This is a genomic window from Cupriavidus sp. 22TCCZM04-2 (assembly GCF_057798895.1).
Map to the genome: position 1 here is coordinate 64,709 of NZ_JBYOJS010000008.1, position 17,208 is coordinate 81,916.

Here is a 17,208-nt window from a genome sequence, read left to right on the forward strand (position 1 = left end):
GGTGCCACCGGGCGATTCCAGTTCTCGAATGCCTGGCTCATAGGCGACTTCCGGTTCGTTCCGTATCACGCGTGGAACATCAAAATGTTCCTGGCCAATACCACCACATTGACCATGAAACGACGGGACTGGCGAAGGCGTTCCCCGATCGACACGAAAAGAGGACAACTTGCTCTTGATTCTGATGTAAGAGCAAGAGCTTGTTCCATGAACCGTCTCCAGCCGGAGTGCAAACATCGGGGTCCCAATCATTTTCGTCAAGAATGGCTTGACGGTCGATTCCGTATCACAGTTGATACGGCCTTTCATGTGCGCGCATATTCGACCCGACTATCCTGCATGTAAATACTTCACCAACCTCTTATCCACATATACAAACACGTAAAAAATATTAGTGTTTTTTTCAAAACTAAAACTTCAATGTTCTCGCAGAACCACTAATGAATGACTGGAAAAGAATGTAAAGGTATTCAGAAATAGTCCCTTATTAAATTACGCATGAGTGGATTGCGATCAGGGATTTCCGTGGACCGCGGGGTCGTGGATGCGTCTCTTGGAATGCCCAAACGAGTGCCCTTGCGGTGTTTCAGGCGCCTGTAGTGGAGTCTGCATAAGGCGAGCAGCGATTCTGCCGTGACGACGTCCTCTTTATGTCGAGAAGCGGTATTCGCCTTAAAAAAAGCTATGTTCCGTCACCCGCGTCGGCTGACTCTGCCCGCGAAAGAGGAAAAAAGAGCCCCTGCAGCAGGTTCTTATGTGCGCCCGAACTGCTTTCCGCGACCTCCCAACGATGGTCGTAATAAGCATAGATCCGGCATATCGAGGGATCACGGCCAGAACAGCTCCATTCCGGACAGCCCGGTTAATGGGGAAGGCCATGCCCCGCCTCCTGTGCCGAATCCTGATCAGGCACCTGCGACCGCGGGTCACTGTGCTTTAAAGAGCCGAATCGGCGCGCGAAGTGCCATGTAAATTCCGCCCCAAGAAGAAATATCTGCGCAGCGTAATACACCCACACCAGCAGGACCACCAGTGACCCCGCCGCGCCATAACCGCTGGCTACGGCGGTTTTCCCGATATACAAGCCGATCAGAAACTTTCCCAGCGTAAACAACACGGCGGTCACCGCCGCACCGAGCCACACGTCGAACCATCGTATCTTCGTGCGCGGCATGATCTTGTAGATCATCGCGAACACCACGGTGAGCAGAACCAGGCTGACGATGCTGTCCAGGACATGTCCGACCGCTTCGTTGATGCCGAGCAGCGGCCCCCATTCCCTCCCCAGGGCAGAAAGGGCAGCGCTGAACAGCAACGACACCACCAGCAGGAACCCGATGCCCAGGATCATGCCGAAGGAAAGCAGTCGCGTGCGGATCAGCGAGAACAGTCCCGATGTCTTCTGTCGCTGCGGGACCCGCCAGATGCGGTCGAGCGCTGACTGCAGCTCGGCAAAGACGGTCGTCGCGCCAACCAACAGGGCCAGTACGCCGAGGACGGCCGTCAGCGTACTGGCGGCTGGCTTGCTGACCGCCACCAGCATCTCTTGTATCGCCTCTGCCCCTTGATCGCCGATCAGGCCGGTCAATTCACCGACCACCTGATTACGTGCCGCATCCGCGCCAAATATGACGCCGGCGACGGTGATGACAATCACCAGCAAGGGCGCAATCGAAAACACCGTGTAGTAAGCGAGGGCTGCGCCCATGCTCGGCGCGTAGTCATCGATCCATGAATTGACGCTGTCACGGATCAGTTCCGCGGCAGCTCGAAGTGAAAGGTGTCCAGGGAAAATCACGCGGGCATTCGCCAAACGGACGAAACTGACAATGGGCAATGGCCATGCTCAAGCAACAACCGTTCCCTGAGCAGGCGCGCCGGGCACCGGACATTTACCTGCGCCTTTCCCTCAGGCGCCCTTCGTTCCGGCCCGCCAGTTGCGTTTGCCGGGCGTCACTTGCCTCGGCGTGGTCTTCGACACCGATAGCGGCCGGAGCATTTATCGCCATTTATTTGGCAGCGATAATTTATCGGGATTGGGTAAATGCCGATTGACCGCCCCCTTTCGCAGCCCGGCGCCTGGCCGCCCGTTCACCGCCGGAACCACAGCAGCGACAAACCGCACGCTACCACCAGCAGCAAGGCGGAAGCTGCCGCCAGCAAGGCACTGATCTCGATTTCCTTGCGCTCCAGCACAAAGCGCGCGCTCAACTGGCGATACACCTGCTTCAGGTCCGCGGCAGACCCCGCCGCGAAGTATTCGCCCTCCGTGAGCATCGCGACGGAGCGCAAGGTGGTTTCGTCCGGCTGCATGGTGAAGTCCATGCCCGATGCCGCCTCACGGCTATCCGGCGGCGCACCGAAGCCCACGGTAAAGACGCGCACGCCGCGCTGGGCGGCCATGCGCGCGGCGTCCAGCGGGTCGGGGCCGGTAGTACGGCGGCCATCGCTGAGCAGGATCACCGCACCGTGCCGGTAAGCGCCCGGCCGGGTGGTCCGCCCTTCCTGTTCGCGCTTGCGGACGGCATCCGCGGCGGCGGCCTCCGTCAGCGATCTTCCCGCGGCGCCGGGCGCGAGCGACTCGCCACTGAACAGAATCGCTTCCAGATCGATGCCATCGTCGGGTAACAACACGGCCAGCGCCTGGATCAGTCCGCTGCCTGTGGCCGTGCCCTGCTGCAGTTGAAAGCGATCGACCGCGTCGACCATGTCCTGCCGGTTCTCGGTGGGCGGCAGGATGACGATCGCCGTCGCGGCAAACGAGACAATACCCAGGCGCACGCTGGCCGGCAGCCCGACGATCAACTCCCGGGCAGCTTGCTGGGCGGCGCCGATCCGCGTGGGCGGGACATCCGTCGCCGCCATGCTGCGCGAGACGTCCATGGCCAGTACCAGCGTGATGGTGTCGGACGGCAGCGTGAGGGCCGCCATGGGCCGGGCGCAAGCCAGCAGGGCTGCGCCCAGCGAGACCAGCAGGAGCAGCGGCGGGATGTGGCGCCGCAGCCGTTGCCTGCGGCCCAGCGCGGCACGCGGCAGCGCAAGGCTGGCGTACACCAGCGCGTACTTCTTGCGTCGCGAAATCAGGTACAGGTAGGCCGCCGACAGTAGGGGAAGCGAGACCAGCAGCCAGAGCATGTGTGGCCAGAGAAACCGCATCCGATGCTCCTTGGCGCGTGTTTCAGACGATCTTACCGCCCTGCGCCCTCAACCGCAGCAGCGGAATCCGACAAAGAGATCGCTGCGGCGCGGCAGGTAGAAATTCCGGTAGCGAGGATGCTGCATGCGGGCATCCGTGGCGAACGATCCTCCACGAACGCAGCGATGCGTGTGGAACCAGGGGGCGGAATACTCCTGGTAGGGGTCGGGCGAGAAGTCTGCATAGGGCGCGAACGGATCCGCCATCCATTCCCACACGGCGCCGCCCCACTGGATCAGGTCATGCGTGGCCGCATATTCCCATTCGGACTCCGCAGGCAAGCGCTTGCCGGCCCAGCGGCAATAGGCTTCCGCCTCGTGGGCATTGACGTGACACACCGGCTGTTCCGGCGGCAGCGGCACCCATTGCCCGAACCAGCGCAGCGCCCATTGCCGCGGGGTGCCGCCGTCCGTCTCGCGCCAGCGCACCGGATGCGTCAGGCCGCTCTGCCGCAGCCATGCGCGTCCGTCGTCGGACCACCACCGAGGGTCGCGGTAGCCGCCAGCGGCCACGAATTCCGCAAAGGCGGCATTGCTCACACAATGTCGATCGATACGGAAAGGCGCAATGCGGACCGGGTGGGCCCACTTCTCGTTGTCGAAGGCAAAGCCGTCGCCATCGGGCGTCCCCATCAGGAACGCGTCGCCGCCTGCGGCGACCGGCCCCGAGTCCGGCGCCATGGCAGGCATGGCCAGCGGGGCATGCACCGGATAGTCCAGCGTCTGGCGCATATAGGTCAGCGCCTCCGCATGCATGTCTTCGTGGAACAAGGCGAGGCGGTAAAAATAGAGCGCCGCGTCGGTATCGTCCGATGCGGCCAGCCTGGCGCGAACGTGCGCCAGCACGGCGGCAGCGTAGTCGCGAATCTCGGGGAGCGGGGGCAGCGCCAGATGCCATCGATCCTGGTGGGCGACCCGCATGGAATCGAACAGGCGGTCGGCGTCCGGCAGCATGGACGGGAGGCTGGCGATCCAGCGGCCGTCCTGCCCTGCACGCGGCTCGCGCAGCACCCATCGCTCCGTGAACCAGGCGATATGGGCATATTCCCACAAGGGCGGATTGATTCCCGCATCGTAGGGAACCTGCCACTGCGACGGCGACAGGCCCTGAAGCACGGCCCAGGTGCGCCGGTGCGCCCCGGCAAACGCCGCATCGAGCCCGAACTTGTTTATCCTTCTTGCTACCGCCCCCTCGGAACCTGTCGTCATGCGTCCTCCCAAGGCCAACGTCGCGATTATCAGTCCGGCGCTGCGCAAAGCCAACAACGGCAACTGGCAAACCGCCCATCGCTGGTCACGGTTCCTGCAGGAAGACTATGCGGTCACACTGGCCGCGGAATGGTTGGCGGCCAGCTCCGGCGGCGCCTTGCCCGACTGCCTGATCGCCCTGCACGCGCGCCGCTCGGCCGAGTCCATCGCCAGCTTCGCCGGGGCCTGTCCCGACCGTCCGCGGATCGTCGTGCTGACCGGCACCGATCTGTACCGCGATATCCGCACCGATGCCTGTGCCCGGCGCTCGCTTGAACTCGCCACGCACCTGGTGGTGCTGCAGCAAGAAGGGTTGGCCGAGTTAACGGACGCGCAGCGCACCAAGTGCCGGGTGATCTACCAATCCGCGCCGGCATGCACACCCACCGCGCCCAGCGAGGATCACTTCGATGTCGTGGTGGTCGGCCATATGCGGGCGGAAAAGGATCCCCTGACGCCCATGCGCGCCCTGGCGCTGCTCCCCGACGATTCGCGCGTGCGCCTGGTCCAGATCGGTGGCGCGCTGGACCAGGCGTATGAGCAGGCCGCCCTGGCGCTGCAGACCCGAGCCTGGCCCGGCCCGCGTCGCTATGCCTGGCTCGGGAACCTGCCCCATGACCAAACCCGCCAGCACATCCGGCAAGCCCGCGTCATGGTGGTCTCCAGTGTCATGGAAGGCGGCGCAAACGTGATCATCGAGGCCGTCGCCAGCGGCGTGCCGGTGGTGGCCAGCCGTATTCCGGGCAATATCGGCATGCTCGGCCGTGACTACGAAGGCTATTTTCCGGTCGGTGACGCCGCGCAACTGGCGCGGGTGCTGGAGCGCGCCAGCCGCGATGCCGGGTTCCTGACCCGCCTGCGCCAGCAATGCGCACAGCGGGCGCCGCTGTTCGCGCCGGCCCGCGAACGCGCGGAAGTGAGTAAACTTGTCGCCGACGCCTTGAAACCAGAATCACCCGGAGCCCTGCAGTGACCCAGCCAGACAACACCAAGATCAAGCTCACCGCCTTCTCCCACGGCGGCGGATGCGGATGCAAGATCGCGCCCGGCGTGCTTTCTGAAATCCTCAGGAATTCGGTTGGCTTCCCGGCGCCGGCAGCCCTGCTGGTCGGCAAGGAAACCAGCGACGACGCCGCGGTCTACAAGCTCAATGACAGCCAGGCCCTGATCGCCACCACCGATTTCTTCATGCCGGTGGTGGACGATCCGTACGACTTCGGGCGCATCGCCGCCACCAACGCCATCTCCGACGTCTACGCCATGGGCGGGACGCCGATCATGGCGCTGGCGCTGGTCGGCATGCCCATCGAGAAACTGCCGCCCGAGGTCATTGGCAAGATCCTCGAAGGGGGCGAATCGGTCTGCGCCCAGGCGGGCATCCCGGTCGCGGGCGGCCACACCATCGATTCCCTTGAGCCGATCTACGGGCTGGTGGTACTGGGACTGGTGCATCCGGATCGGGTCAAGAAGAACAGCGGCGCCCGCTCGGGCGACAAGCTGATCCTTGGCAAGCCATTGGGCGTGGGCGTGCTGTCCGCCGCGGTGAAGAAGGACAAGCTCGATGCCGACGGCTATCAGGAACTGATTGCCTGCACCACCCGGCTCAACACGCCCGGCCGGTTGCTGGCCGAAGTCCGGGGCGTCCACGCGCTGACCGACGTGACGGGCTTCGGCCTGCTCGGCCACTTGCTCGAGCTATGCCGTGGCGCTGGTATCGGCGCCCGGCTCGACATGGCGCGCATTCCCTTGCTGCCGCGCGTGGAACGCATGGCCGCCGAGGGGCTGGTGACCGGCGCCTCGGGGCGCAACTGGGCCAGCTACGGCGGCGAGGTGGACTTGTCCACCTCTGTCACGCCCAGCCAGCAGGCGCTGCTGACCGATCCCCAGACCAGCGGCGGCTTGCTGGTGTCGTGCGCACCGGATGCCGTGGACGAGGTCCTGGAAATCTTTCGCCGCGAAGGCTTCGCGGACGCTGCAGTGATCGGAGAGATGACTCATGGAGATGCCCGTGTTGCCGTTGCTTAAGCGCCTTGCCGCGCTCGCCCTGCTGGGCTTTGCCGGTCTCGCCAGTGCCCAGTCGGTTCTGCGGGTCTCGGCCATCCCCGACGAATCCCCGACCGAACTGCAGCGCAAGTTCGCGCCGCTCGGCCACTACCTGGAGAAGGAAACCGGCATGAAGGTGCAGTTCGTGCCCGTCACGGACTACGCCGCGGTGGTCGAATCGCTGGCCACCGGGAAGATCGACATGGCCTGGCTGGGTGGCTTCACCTACGTCCAGAGCAAGATCCGGACGAAGGGGGCCACCATCCCCATCGTCCAGCGCCAGGAAGATGCCGCGTTCACCAGCAAGTTCATCACCGCCAACAGCGCGATCAAGTCGCTGGCCGACCTCAAGGGGCACACCTTCGCCTTCGGCGCGCCGTCCTCGACATCCGGCCACCTGATGCCGCGGCACTTCCTGCTGGAGGCCGGCATCAATCCGGACAAGGACTTCAAGACCGTCGCCTATTCGGGCGCCCACGACGCGACGGTGGCGTTCGTGCAGGCCGGCAAGGCCGACGCGGGCGTGCTCAACGCCTCGGTATGGGACAAGCTGGTGGAGCAGCACAAGGTGGACCCGGCCAAGGTCCGGGTCTTTGCCGTGACGCCGCCCTACTTCGACTACAACTGGACCGTGCGCGGCGGGCTCGATCCGGCCCTGCGCAAGAAGCTGACCGACGCGTTCCTGCAGCTTGACCCCGCCAATCCCGAGCAGCGCGAGATCATGGCCTTGCAGCGGACCGTCAAGTACATCCCCACCCGCGCGGAAAACTACGCCGGCATCGAGACCGCAGCCCGCGCCGCCGGCCTCATCCAGTAATGCGGCCCTGATGAGTTTCCGCCTGGATGCCGCCAGCATCCGCTACGCCAACGGACAACGTGCGCTGAGCCAGATTACGCTGGCGGCCAGCCGCGGCGAGCCGATCGCGGTCATCGGTCCGTCCGGCGCCGGCAAGACTTCCTTGCTGCGCTTGCTGGCCACGTCGCTGCGACCCGGCGAGGGCCGGGTCGAGGTGCTGGAGCAAAGCCCCTGGGCGCTGTCCGCCGCGCGCCTGCGGCAACTGCGCTGCCGCATCGGCATGGTGCACCAGGCCCCGCCGATGCCCCCGCGCCAGCGCGTGATCACCGCCATCCTGGCCGGTCGCCTGGGCCTTTGGCCCGCCTGGAAATCGTTGTTGTCGCTGGTCTATCCGGCCGACATCGATGGCGCCGCCGAACAGCTGGCCCGCCTTGAGCTGGCTGATCGCCTGTTCGACCGGTGCGACCAGCTCTCGGGTGGCCAGTTGCAGCGCGTGGGGGTGGCCCGCGTGCTTTACCAGCGGCCCGAACTGATCCTGGCGGACGAGCCGGTCTCGGCCATGGACCCGGTGCTGGCCAACCTCACGCTGGGCGAACTGCGCAAGGAAGCGGATACGCGCGCCGTGGCGCTGGTGGCCAGCCTGCATGCCGTGGACCTGGCGCTGCGCTGGTTTCCCCGCATCGTCGGCCTGAAGGCGGGCGAGATCGCCTTCGACCTGCCGGCCGCACGCGTGACCGATGCACTGCTGCGCGAACTCTATGCCTCCGAAAGCACGACGCCGCCGGTGCAAGGCGGCCAGCCGCCGCTCAGCGTCGCCACAGGCGCGCGCGGCGACGGCGCCCCATCCAGGCCGGCGTGCCGATGACCGCCCACCCGCGCGATCCCCATGCGCTGCGGCGCGCCAGCGGACTCGTCCTCGCGCTGCTCCTGCTGTGGCCATTGCTGCGGCTGTCCCAGTTCAGCCCTTCCACCTTGTTCGACGCCGGCAACCTCAAGGTGGCAGGCGCTTTCGTGCGCAATTTCCTGCCGCCCGAGGTGTCGGGCGAATTTCTCGGTCTTTTGGTCAGGGCCACGCTGGAAACACTGGCGATTGCCACCGCGGGGATTGCACTCGCCTTTGTCGTGGCAACACCGCTTGCCGTGGCACTGACGAGCAGCCTTTCCGTGTCGCGCATCGGCCCTGGAACCGGACACAAACCGCGCATGGCTGTGCGCGCCGGCGTGCGCGCCCTGGTGCTGCTGCTGCGCGGCGTGCCGGAACTGGTATGGGCGTTGGTCTTCGTGCGCGCCCTCGGCCTGGGCGCGGCGGCGGGCGTCCTCGCCCTGGCCATCACCTATGGCGGCATGCTGGCAAAGGTCTATGCCGAGATCCTGGAATCCAGCGACAAGCACGCCGTGCATGCCTTGCTTGCCAGCGGGAGCGGGCGCCTGCCGGCCCTGTTCTACGGCCTGATTCCCCATGCCGCGCAAGAACTGGTCTCGTACACCGTCTACCGCTGGGAATGTGCCATCCGCGCTTCCGTGGTCATGGGCTTCGTGGGTGCCGGCGGGCTGGGGCAGTTGATGGACCAGGCCATGAAGCTGCTTAACGGCGGCGAAGCCGCGACCATCCTGCTGGTGTTCCTGCTGCTGGTGCTGCTGGCGGACGCGCTCAGCGCGCGGCTGCGCAAGCTGCTCGACTGAATCATGGCGAACAAGGCCCGGGCCGCCCAATTCTGCATGCGCTGCCTGCTCACCCTGATCGCGGTGGCCGCCGCGGTGTCGGGCAGCTTCGCGTACCTGTCGCTCGATCTGGGCCAGCTCCTTTCGGCGGACGCCGCGGCCGAGATGGCGCACTTCCTCCTGACGTTCTTCCCGCCGGACGTGTCGTCCGCCTACCTCGCAAAGACCGCGGTCAGCATGCTCGAAACGCTCGCCGTGTCCGCCGTAGGCACGCTGTGCGCGGCGGTGCTGGGCTTTGGCCTGGCACTGCCGGCTTGCGGCCTTTACGGCGATGCGCTGCGCGCGTTGTCGCGCTTGCTGCTGAACCTGTTGCGCTCGATTCCGGAACTGGTATGGGCCGCCTTGGCCGTGCTGGCAGTCGGCCTTGGACCGTTTGCCGGCACCCTCGCCCTCGCCATGCACACGGCGGGCGTGCTCGGCCGCCTGTTCGCCGAGGCGCTCGAGAATGCGCCGCCGGCGCCCGCGCGTGCGCTGAAGGAAGGCGGCACCCCGGCCGCGCTGGTGTTCGTGTATGGGACGCTGCCCGGCGTATGGCCCCAGTTCCTGGCCTACATCCTGTACCGCTGGGAAACGAATATCCGCATGGCGGCGATCCTTGGCTTTGTCGGCGCCGGCGGGCTCGGGCAGATGCTGTATTTCGAGCTGTCGCTGTTCCGCCTGCCCCAGGCTTGCACGGTGATCATCGCCATGCTTGCGCTGGCGGCTGTGGTCGACGCCGCCAGCGCGGTCATGCGGGTAGACCGGCACGCATGACGCGGGGCGGGCCAGGGTCGTTGGCCAGCAGGCATGCAGATTGCTGCGCCAGTGCACCTGCAACAGCTTGGAGACCTGTCATGAATCGCTATCTCACCTCGGACCTGGGCGCCGCGATCGTGGGCAGCGGCGTTGGCAAGGGTCCCGGACCGGAAGTCATGGCGGCATCAAGCTTCGACGCGACCCGGGTCTACTCGACCGACAACGAATACGTTGGCGATATCAAGGAGATCATGATCGACGTCCCACACGGCAGCGTCGCCTATGTGGTCCTGGCGACCGGCGGCTTCCTCGGCATGGGCGAGACGCTGCATGCCATTCCGTGGAGCGCGCTGGTCATGGACACGGACGCCAAATGCTTGCGCGTGGGCCTTAGCGCCAACCGCATCAAGTACGGACCGGGCTTTCACAAGGACAACTGGCCCAGCATGGTCGATGAACAATGGGCCATCGATGTGCATCGCTACTATGAGCGCGAGCCGTACTGGTTGGTCCAGCCGGCGCCCTGATCCTCGACGTTCGGCCCCGTCATGGTGTCGACGGGGTCCATCGCGTCCACCAGCTGCCTGCCGTCGGCCAGGCCGCCATCCTGCATGTCATGGGGCTGAGATCTGCCTCTAGGATAGGGCGGGCTCGGCAGCGCTTCACTGCCCGAATGGCGTCATTCCGGACACGCCGTGCATCGTGCTGGACGCTCCGGCATGCCACGCCCAGGTAAAGAACCGGCGTTGCACCCGACGCTGCGACCGCGGGTGAGATAGGACCTGGAGCAGGCAGGTGCATTGGCCACCGGATGCATCGATTGGCTCGTGTGGCGCAAGAGCGTGACCATGGCCGCGGCGGTGCCGCTCAGCCTTGGGTGCGAAGGCTGCCCGGGAGAACGTCGTGTCCTCCGACGATCAGGAGCCGCATGATGCCTGCGCGGAATCCGTCCTGTCTACTGTTACAAATGCAGTGACGCGTTCCCTGCATCTGGCTCGCGAGTACGAAGCTGAAGGCATTTTCGACAAGAAAGCTCCGGCGGGAACGCCTTCAGGCGCCGGCTGTCCATACCGGTATATCGCCTATTGGGGATATGCAAATGGATCCCGCGCAAGCCGGGGCGATGCCCCTCACTGAATCGGAGGCACGGCGCCAGTTGCGTCGCGCCGTGATCGCCAGCACAGTCGGCACCACGATCGAGTGGTATGACTTCTTCCTGTACAGCACAGTCACCGGCCTGGTGTTCGCCAAGCTGTACTTTCCAGAATCCGATCCGCTCGTCGGGACGCTGCAGGCGTTCCTGATCTATGCCGTCGGCTTTATCGCGCGGCCAATCGGCGCTGCCATCTTCGGCCACTACGGCGACCGCATCGGTCGCAAGGCCACGCTGGTGGCCACGCTGCTGCTGATGGGGGTGGCGACGTTTGCCGTCGCGTTCGTGCCTTCCTATGCACGGATCGGTATCTGGGGCGCGGTGGCGCTGACGGTGTTGCGCTTTATCCAGGGCGTAGGCGTGGGCGGCGAATGGGGTGGCTCGGTCCTGATGTCGATGGAATGGGCGCGTTCCGATGCGCATCGCGGCCTGATCGCCTCCTGGCCGCAATTCGGCGTGCCGGCGGGATTGTTCCTGGCCAACCTGGCGGTGCTGGCGATGAGCTGGCTGGCCGGTGACCAGTTCCTGAGCTGGGGCTGGCGCGTACCATTCCTGCTCAGCATCGTGCTGGTCGCGATCGGGCTCTATATCCGGCTCACCGTGCTCGAAACACCAGTCTTCGCGCGCCTGCTGGCCGAGCACCGGATCGAGAAGACGCCGATGCTGGAAGTGATTCGCCGCCAGCCGAAGGACATCATCCTGTCGGCCCTGGTCCGCATGGCCGAGCAAGCGCCCTTCTATATTTTCACCGCTTTTGTGTTCACCTATGGCGTCATGACACTGGGCATGTCGCGCAACCTGCTGTTGACCGCCGTGCTGGCCGCGGCCGTACTGGAGTTCTTCACGATACCGTTCTTCGGGCACCTGTCGGACGTGTGGGGACGGCGCCGCATGTATATTGCGGGCGCGTTGGCGGTGGGCGTGTTCGGCTTCGTGTTCTTCGCGATGGTCGACACCCGCAATCCGATGTGGGTATTCGCCGCGATCGTGCTCTCGCTGGTCCCGCACGCGATGATGTACGGCCCGCAGGCGGCATTGATCGCCGAGACGTTCACCGGACGATTGCGTTACAGCGGTGCATCGATGGGCTACCAGCTCGCTTCAGTCATCGCAGGCGGCCCCGCCCCGTTGATCGCGACGGCCCTGTTCGCGCGCTACCACACCGGGTATGCGATTGCCGTCTACGTGCTGGTGTGTGCGGGACTCAGCGTGTTTGCCGCCTCGCAATTGCGTGACTACACCAGGAAGGACATCTCGCGCGAGTACGATGATCCGGGCTTCGCGCACGACAGTGGAACAACGCGGCACGTGACATGACCAGCGGGGCTGGGCCCCAGGCCCGATGCAAAGACAGATGCTACGGGAACCCGTAGCATCTGTATCGGCGACGAAGCGGCCTCAGGCCGTGAACGTGATCAAGGGATCGAGGCGCTGGATCAGCCAGTCGCCCTGTTCGCTGCAGGTCAACTCGCATTCCACCTCGGCCAGCATGGCCGGTACCGTGCCGGCTACGGGCAGCGCTGGCGCTTCGCCCTTGTCGGAGCGATAGACAGCCAGGTTGAAGGCAACCTTGGCGCGGGATCCGCTATGTTCAAGGACCAGGAAATTGCTGACATAGTGTCGCGTCAGCAGCGTCGCGGGCCGCTTGTTCAGGGAAGCGAGGATCTGCTCGTGTCCATGGAGCGCATTACCACTGCGCTCCCAGATGCCGTCGCGCACGAAGCAACGGGAGGCACCAGCATAGTCACTGCGGTCGAGGGTGTAGTACAAGCGCGTCACGGTTTGCTCGGCAGCCATGACGTGGTGCAGACGCTCAGCGTTATTCATTGTTTCCATTACCCGGTTGTGTGGCCGCTAAAGCCCGTCCGGGCCGGAGAAGGGATCCGGCCCGGACAAGCCCTGGCATGCGGGAATGCGCGCCCGATCAGGCGGCCTTCTGCAGATAGCCCTGACGGCCACCGTTCCGGTTGGGCGCGAAGCCGTTGGCCTGCAGCGATTCCTCGACCGTGTCATAGAACACGCCGATCTTGGACATTTCGCGCGCTTCCTTGGCGGTCGCGATCGGGCGGCTCAGTTCACGCGAGATGCGCACCAGTTGCTCGACCTGTGCCGCCGTGCCAATCTTTTGCGTACGCGTCTGGTTCCAGAGATTGTCTTCCGTGCCACAGCGAACGTGCAGCCCCATCGCAATGCCCATGGTATTGACCGGCAGCACGTTGAGCACCGAGCTTTCCACCGTCACCACGGCCCCGTCCGGCACGCCGCGCATGAAGTTGGCCAGGCTGTAGACCGTCGGCGAGTCCATGCCGCCGCCGATCGCCACCCAGTTCATGACCAGCGGGCCCTTGTAGATGCCGCGGCGCATCAGCCGTTCCACGGACTCGAAGCTGTTGACGTTGTAGCACTGGAACGCGCTCTGGATCCCCGCGGCGGTGAGGCGGCGGACGTGTTCCTCGACCCAGCCCGGCTGCGCCGGCACCGTCATTTCCTTGTAGGCATTGAAGACCGCGGGATCTTCCATCGAGCTGCCTGCGATGTCGCGGTGGTCGAACTGCTCAAGGACGTTCATCTGCGACGTATTGACCGTTACCGTCACCTGGTCCGGCTTCGGATCGAGTTCGGCCAGCATGTGGCGGGTGTCGTCCGAGAGCCACTTTGCAGCCGCGCCTTCGGTTTCCGGAGCGAAGCTGATGGAACCGCCGACCTGGATGATCATCTCGGGAACGCGCGCACGAACGCCGGCGATGAGCTCGTTGAACTTGGACAGGCGCTTGGAGCCCTTGCCATCCAGTTCGCGCACATGCAGGTGCAGCACGGTGGCGCCAGCGTTGTAGCAATCCACCGCCTTCTGGATTTGCTCTTCCATGGTGACGGGGATCTCGCCGGGGAAGTCCGACGGCATCCACGACGGAGCATAGGGCGCGGCCGTGATGATCAGGGGTTGCTGGTTTTCGGGGAACAGGTGTCCGTCAAGGAAGTTCATGGCAAGTCCGGGAAGGGAGATTTCGGAACCGGACCGACCCGGCTCCCACGCACTCATTATTTGCGAAGACGAGCCATGTCATTTGACATATAGGGACATCGATTTAACTAACCGGGACACCCCGGCGGCCACGGCTCAAGAAGCGGGGAGAAATGCCTTCCCCCCGAGTCGATACCCCCGCCCGCTCTGTTCCAGGGCAAAGGCGCCAAGGCCGCACGATCCGGCCTGGCCACAGGCCTGTGCGAAGGGCAAATCAGCGTGGGGCGAGATGTTCGACGATGCGTCGCGCGGCGGCGAAGCAGTGGTCCTCGTGCCACGGCGCGGCGATCACCTTCACGCCGCGCGGCAGCGGCGATGCCGCATCGGCCACCGGCATCGTGACCACCGGCTATCCCGCGAACGAGATCGGCTGCGTGAGCATGCCGAGCGTCTTCGCCGGGTCAAGCGCATGGCCGTTCACGTGGATCGAAAGGGTGTCGAAGCGCGGCGCGGCATAAGGCGCCTGGCGCACCGCGTCGACGGTGGCAATGTCGAAGGAAATGTCGCGCACGTCACGGAACGCGGCTGCCGCCAGCTGTACCGAGCGCTGCGCCTGCGCGTCGGCATAGGCCGCGAAGTAGCCGCCAAGGATGCCCACGCCTAAGAGGTGGAGCACGTGTCGTGCCTGATGGCGCTGGTCGAGGCTGGCCTGGCTGTGCGATCGTGCCATCGCTGGCGCTCTCCGCGCTGCCGGGCGCCCATGTGCGGGCCATGCCGATCGTCGAGCCCGAGATCCGCCGGCGCATCGGGCTCATCCGGCACAAGACGATGTCGATTTCTCCATTGTCGGGGAATTCTGCGAGATGCTGTTGGCGGCCTGTGCTGGCGAATCCGGGGCATTGAATGCTTCTTGAAGGCGCCCTTCCCCACATCAGGTGTTCTGGGCGTAATAATGCGGCTCCACGCACCAAAGCCGCAGGCATTATCAGTGGAACCCTCCGCTGTCATTCCCGCCGATTAGCCTCCCAGTTCGTCCACTGGCAACTCCGGCCTCCCTTGCCACACCCGACACCCGGTCTTCCGGATCAACCGATCGGATGATTGTGTTCGGACGGAAGCTACCTATACTCCGGCCAACAAAACATGCGTGGGCACATGGCCCACTTGACAATAACAGGGAGGCGTCATGGGGACGTATTTGCGGTTGGCCGCGGGCCTGCTGCTCGCGGTGCGCATCGGCGCGGCCGACGCGCGGGACGATCAACTCTTCGCGCGCGGCAAGTACCTGATGGAGGGTGTGGTGGCGTGCGGCAATTGCCACGCTGCCAGAGGTGAGAAAGGCGAACCGCTGGCCGCCCGAGGCCTGTCCGGAGGCATGGTCTTCGACGAACCGCCATTCAAGGCCTACGCGGCCAATATCACGCCCGACCCTGAGACCGGCATCGGCAAATGGACCGATGCACAACTCGCCAAGGCGATCCGCGAAGGCATCCGGCCGGACGGGAGCGTCATCGGGCCGCCCATGCCCATCGAGTTCTACCGGCGCATGTCGGATGCGGACCTCGCCGCAATCATCGCCTACCTGCGAGCCCAACCGCCGGTGAAGAACGCCGTTGCCAAGTCCAGCTACAACATCCCGTTACCGCCGAATTACGGCCCCGCCGTACAGAGCCTTCAGGCGCCCTCTCCCAAGCAGACGATCAGGTACGGGCAATACCTCGCCGACATCGGTCACTGCATGGATTGTCATACGCCTCGCGACGAAAAAGGCATGCTGGTGCACGCGCGCCTCGGTGCCGGCGGCCAGGTATTCAAGGGCCCCTGGGGAGAAAGCGTCTCTCGCAACCTGACGCCGCATGAAAGCGGGCTCAAGGGCTGGACCAAGGCGCAGATCGCGCGGGCCATCCGCGGGACCGGCAAGGACGGCGTGCACTACAAGCCGCCAATGGCGTTCGACTGGTACAAGAACATCAACGATGCCGACATGGACGCGTTGGTCGCCTACCTGGGGACGCTCAAGCCGCAGCCGTTTGCGGGCAAGCCGTGAGCCAGCACACCGAAGCGCGTTCGTTGACCGGACGCGCCAAACGAGACGCGCCTGGGGTTCTTGCCAGGCAACCCACACGCCGAACAATACTTTTGCGCAGGAACATTTTTTGCCTGTTTTCCCGACGACCTGCCCGCGCCTCTTCGTGAAGCGCCACCTTTATCAAGTGGCGAACCGTTACATGTATAACTACGTAATACGTAGTGTTTCATAATTTCCATGTCATTTTTTAGACATAACTGCGCTTATGTCTAGTAAATACACAGCCCTCCGCCGCGAACGACAATCTGGCCCTCCGCCCGAAGCGTGCTAGCAGCCGGCCGTCATCGCATCTGCACCGCGGCGTCCCGTAGCCCGGACTTTCGGCGTCCGTCAGGCAGACGAGCAATGCCGTACAGCAACTCAGCAACGGTCACGGCAGTAATGGTCAGGGACTCTGGGGTCTGTTGATCGAGCCATTCGCTCGACGAGGAATTCGCTGACCGGGTGCTGCCATTCGACGAGAACGCCACCGTGCACTACGCCGCCCTCGTGTCCCAGCGTGAACGAGCAGGTCGTCCGATCAGCATGGCCGATGCGCAAATTGCCGCCATTTGCCGGCACCACGCCGCCACTTTGGCCACGTGCAACGGCAAGGACTTCGAAGGGACCGGCGGATGCTGGCCAATCCCTGGGGGATTTGATCGGCGCAGCTGAAGTCATCGGCAAGCGCGACAAGCCCCGCCTCTTGATCGGTTCGCACACAAGCGACCGCCAGGTGGCTCCCCCACCATGTGCGCACAAAACTCGCTTGACAGCCCGTTAGCCATTGCGGCTGAGTATGGGCAAGCTGGGCGTCCGTCGCCACCCTATGCGTTGGGTGCAGTCGTTCTGCGAACGGTCCGGCATGACTTTGGGTGGAGGGCTCGCCATGGCGTTGCCGCTGCTGTTCGCGCTGTTCACCAAGCATCTCCTCTGCGACTACCTGTGGCAGCCGAGCTGGATGCTGGCTGGCAAGGGCGATTTCCGGAGCCCAGGTGGTTATGCCCACGCGGGCTTGCATGGCCTGTGTACCGCGGTGCTGCTCGTCGGCTTCGGTATGGCCTACTGGCTCTGGCTAGGGATCTTCGACACTGTCGTTCACTACATGATCGATCGCTGGAAGGTGCGCCTCGGCCGACGCGCCAAGTTGACACCGAATCTGCCGCAGTTCTGGTGGGCATTTGGCCTGGACCAGTACGCGCACGTGCTGACCTATCTTGCCATCGTCTGGCTGGTTGGGAGGCTGGACTGAAAGCGCTAGACCCACTGCCAGCGACGCGCAGGGG

The 17,208-nt window shown here is 64.6% G+C and carries 18 protein-coding genes; 11 read left to right on the top strand and 7 right to left on the bottom strand.

Features of this window, described 5'->3' with window-relative positions:
• Positions 1-862: 862 nt before the first annotated feature.
• From AC3FKG_RS13995 to senA, 3 genes are all read right to left on the bottom strand, one after another.
• Positions 863-1,837: a YihY/virulence factor BrkB family protein gene (locus tag AC3FKG_RS13995; protein WP_483711633.1), complete on the bottom strand. Its 975-nt coding sequence runs from the start codon at positions 1,835-1,837 to the stop codon at positions 863-865.
• 254 nt (positions 1,838-2,091) lie between these two features.
• Positions 2,092-3,156: a VWA domain-containing protein gene (locus AC3FKG_RS14000; RefSeq protein ID WP_483711634.1), complete on the bottom strand. Its 1,065-nt coding sequence runs from the start codon at positions 3,154-3,156 to the stop codon at positions 2,092-2,094.
• A gap of 48 nt (positions 3,157-3,204) precedes the next feature.
• Positions 3,205-4,404, bottom strand: a complete 1,200-nt coding sequence (gene senA, locus AC3FKG_RS14005; RefSeq protein WP_488743372.1) for a selenoneine synthase SenA — start codon at positions 4,402-4,404, stop codon at positions 3,205-3,207.
• Between senA and senB the strand changes: the two genes are divergently transcribed.
• From senB to AC3FKG_RS14045, 8 genes are all read left to right on the top strand, one after another.
• Positions 4,403-5,416, top strand: coding sequence for a selenoneine biosynthesis selenosugar synthase SenB (gene senB, locus AC3FKG_RS14010; RefSeq protein ID WP_483711636.1), 1,014 nt, complete (start codon positions 4,403-4,405; stop codon positions 5,414-5,416). The two genes, senA and senB, sit on opposite strands and share 2 nt — an antisense overlap.
• Positions 5,413-6,468, top strand: coding sequence for a selenide, water dikinase SelD (gene selD, locus AC3FKG_RS14015; protein ID WP_488743373.1), 1,056 nt, complete (start codon positions 5,413-5,415; stop codon positions 6,466-6,468). The genes senB and selD overlap by 4 nt, the downstream gene beginning before the upstream one ends.
• Complete coding sequence (locus tag AC3FKG_RS14020; protein ID WP_488743374.1) at positions 6,440-7,303, top strand: putative selenate ABC transporter substrate-binding protein; 864 nt, start codon at positions 6,440-6,442, stop codon at positions 7,301-7,303. The genes selD and AC3FKG_RS14020 overlap by 29 nt, the downstream gene beginning before the upstream one ends.
• A gap of 10 nt (positions 7,304-7,313) precedes the next feature.
• Positions 7,314-8,147: a phosphonate ABC transporter ATP-binding protein gene (locus AC3FKG_RS14025; protein ID WP_483711639.1), complete on the top strand. Its 834-nt coding sequence runs from the start codon at positions 7,314-7,316 to the stop codon at positions 8,145-8,147.
• Complete coding sequence (locus AC3FKG_RS14030) at positions 8,144-8,965, top strand: PhnE/PtxC family ABC transporter permease (protein WP_483711640.1); 822 nt, start codon at positions 8,144-8,146, stop codon at positions 8,963-8,965. Before AC3FKG_RS14025 ends, AC3FKG_RS14030 begins: the two co-directional genes overlap by 4 nt.
• Before the next feature lie 3 nt (positions 8,966-8,968).
• On the top strand, positions 8,969-9,757 hold the full coding sequence (phnE, locus tag AC3FKG_RS14035) for a phosphonate ABC transporter, permease protein PhnE (protein ID WP_483711641.1): 789 nt from the start codon (positions 8,969-8,971) through the stop codon (positions 9,755-9,757).
• Positions 9,758-9,837: 80 nt separating this feature from the next.
• Entirely contained in the window at positions 9,838-10,266 is a 429-nt protein-coding gene (locus AC3FKG_RS14040) for a PRC-barrel domain-containing protein (RefSeq protein ID WP_483711642.1), read from the top strand.
• Between the two features lie 572 nt (positions 10,267-10,838).
• Positions 10,839-12,209 carry an MFS transporter gene (locus AC3FKG_RS14045; protein WP_483711643.1) on the top strand — a complete coding sequence of 457 codons (1,371 nt, stop codon included), beginning with the start codon at positions 10,839-10,841 and terminating at the stop codon, positions 12,207-12,209.
• Between the two features lie 81 nt (positions 12,210-12,290).
• Here the strand turns inward: AC3FKG_RS14045 and AC3FKG_RS14050 are convergent, their stop codons facing one another.
• The 4 genes from AC3FKG_RS14050 to AC3FKG_RS14065 all read right to left on the bottom strand — a co-directional run bounded on the left by AC3FKG_RS14050 (position 12,291) and on the right by AC3FKG_RS14065 (position 14,584).
• Entirely contained in the window at positions 12,291-12,719 is a 429-nt protein-coding gene (locus AC3FKG_RS14050) for a nuclear transport factor 2 family protein (RefSeq protein ID WP_483711644.1), read from the bottom strand.
• Positions 12,720-12,816: 97 nt separating this feature from the next.
• Entirely contained in the window at positions 12,817-13,875 is a 1,059-nt protein-coding gene (locus tag AC3FKG_RS14055; protein WP_483711645.1) for a beta-keto acid cleavage family enzyme, read from the bottom strand.
• 253 nt (positions 13,876-14,128) lie between these two features.
• The gene (locus AC3FKG_RS14060; RefSeq protein WP_483711646.1) at positions 14,129-14,260 is read right to left on the bottom strand and encodes a hypothetical protein; all 132 of its coding nucleotides are present in this window, start codon (positions 14,258-14,260) and stop codon (positions 14,129-14,131) included.
• Positions 14,261-14,263: 3 nt separating this feature from the next.
• On the bottom strand, positions 14,264-14,584 hold the full coding sequence (locus AC3FKG_RS14065) for a hypothetical protein (RefSeq protein WP_483711647.1): 321 nt from the start codon (positions 14,582-14,584) through the stop codon (positions 14,264-14,266).
• A gap of 474 nt (positions 14,585-15,058) precedes the next feature.
• On the opposite strand from AC3FKG_RS14065, the gene AC3FKG_RS14070 reads away from it, so the two are divergent.
• The 3 genes from AC3FKG_RS14070 (at position 15,059) to AC3FKG_RS14080 (ending at position 17,174) form a co-directional block, all read left to right on the top strand.
• Positions 15,059-15,901: a c-type cytochrome gene (locus AC3FKG_RS14070; RefSeq protein WP_483711648.1), complete on the top strand. Its 843-nt coding sequence runs from the start codon at positions 15,059-15,061 to the stop codon at positions 15,899-15,901.
• Between the two features lie 531 nt (positions 15,902-16,432).
• The gene (locus AC3FKG_RS14075; RefSeq protein WP_488743418.1) at positions 16,433-16,597 is read left to right on the top strand and encodes a hypothetical protein; all 165 of its coding nucleotides are present in this window, start codon (positions 16,433-16,435) and stop codon (positions 16,595-16,597) included.
• Positions 16,598-16,811: 214 nt separating this feature from the next.
• Entirely contained in the window at positions 16,812-17,174 is a 363-nt protein-coding gene (locus AC3FKG_RS14080) for a DUF3307 domain-containing protein (protein ID WP_488743375.1), read from the top strand.
• Positions 17,175-17,208: the final 34 nt, after the last annotated feature.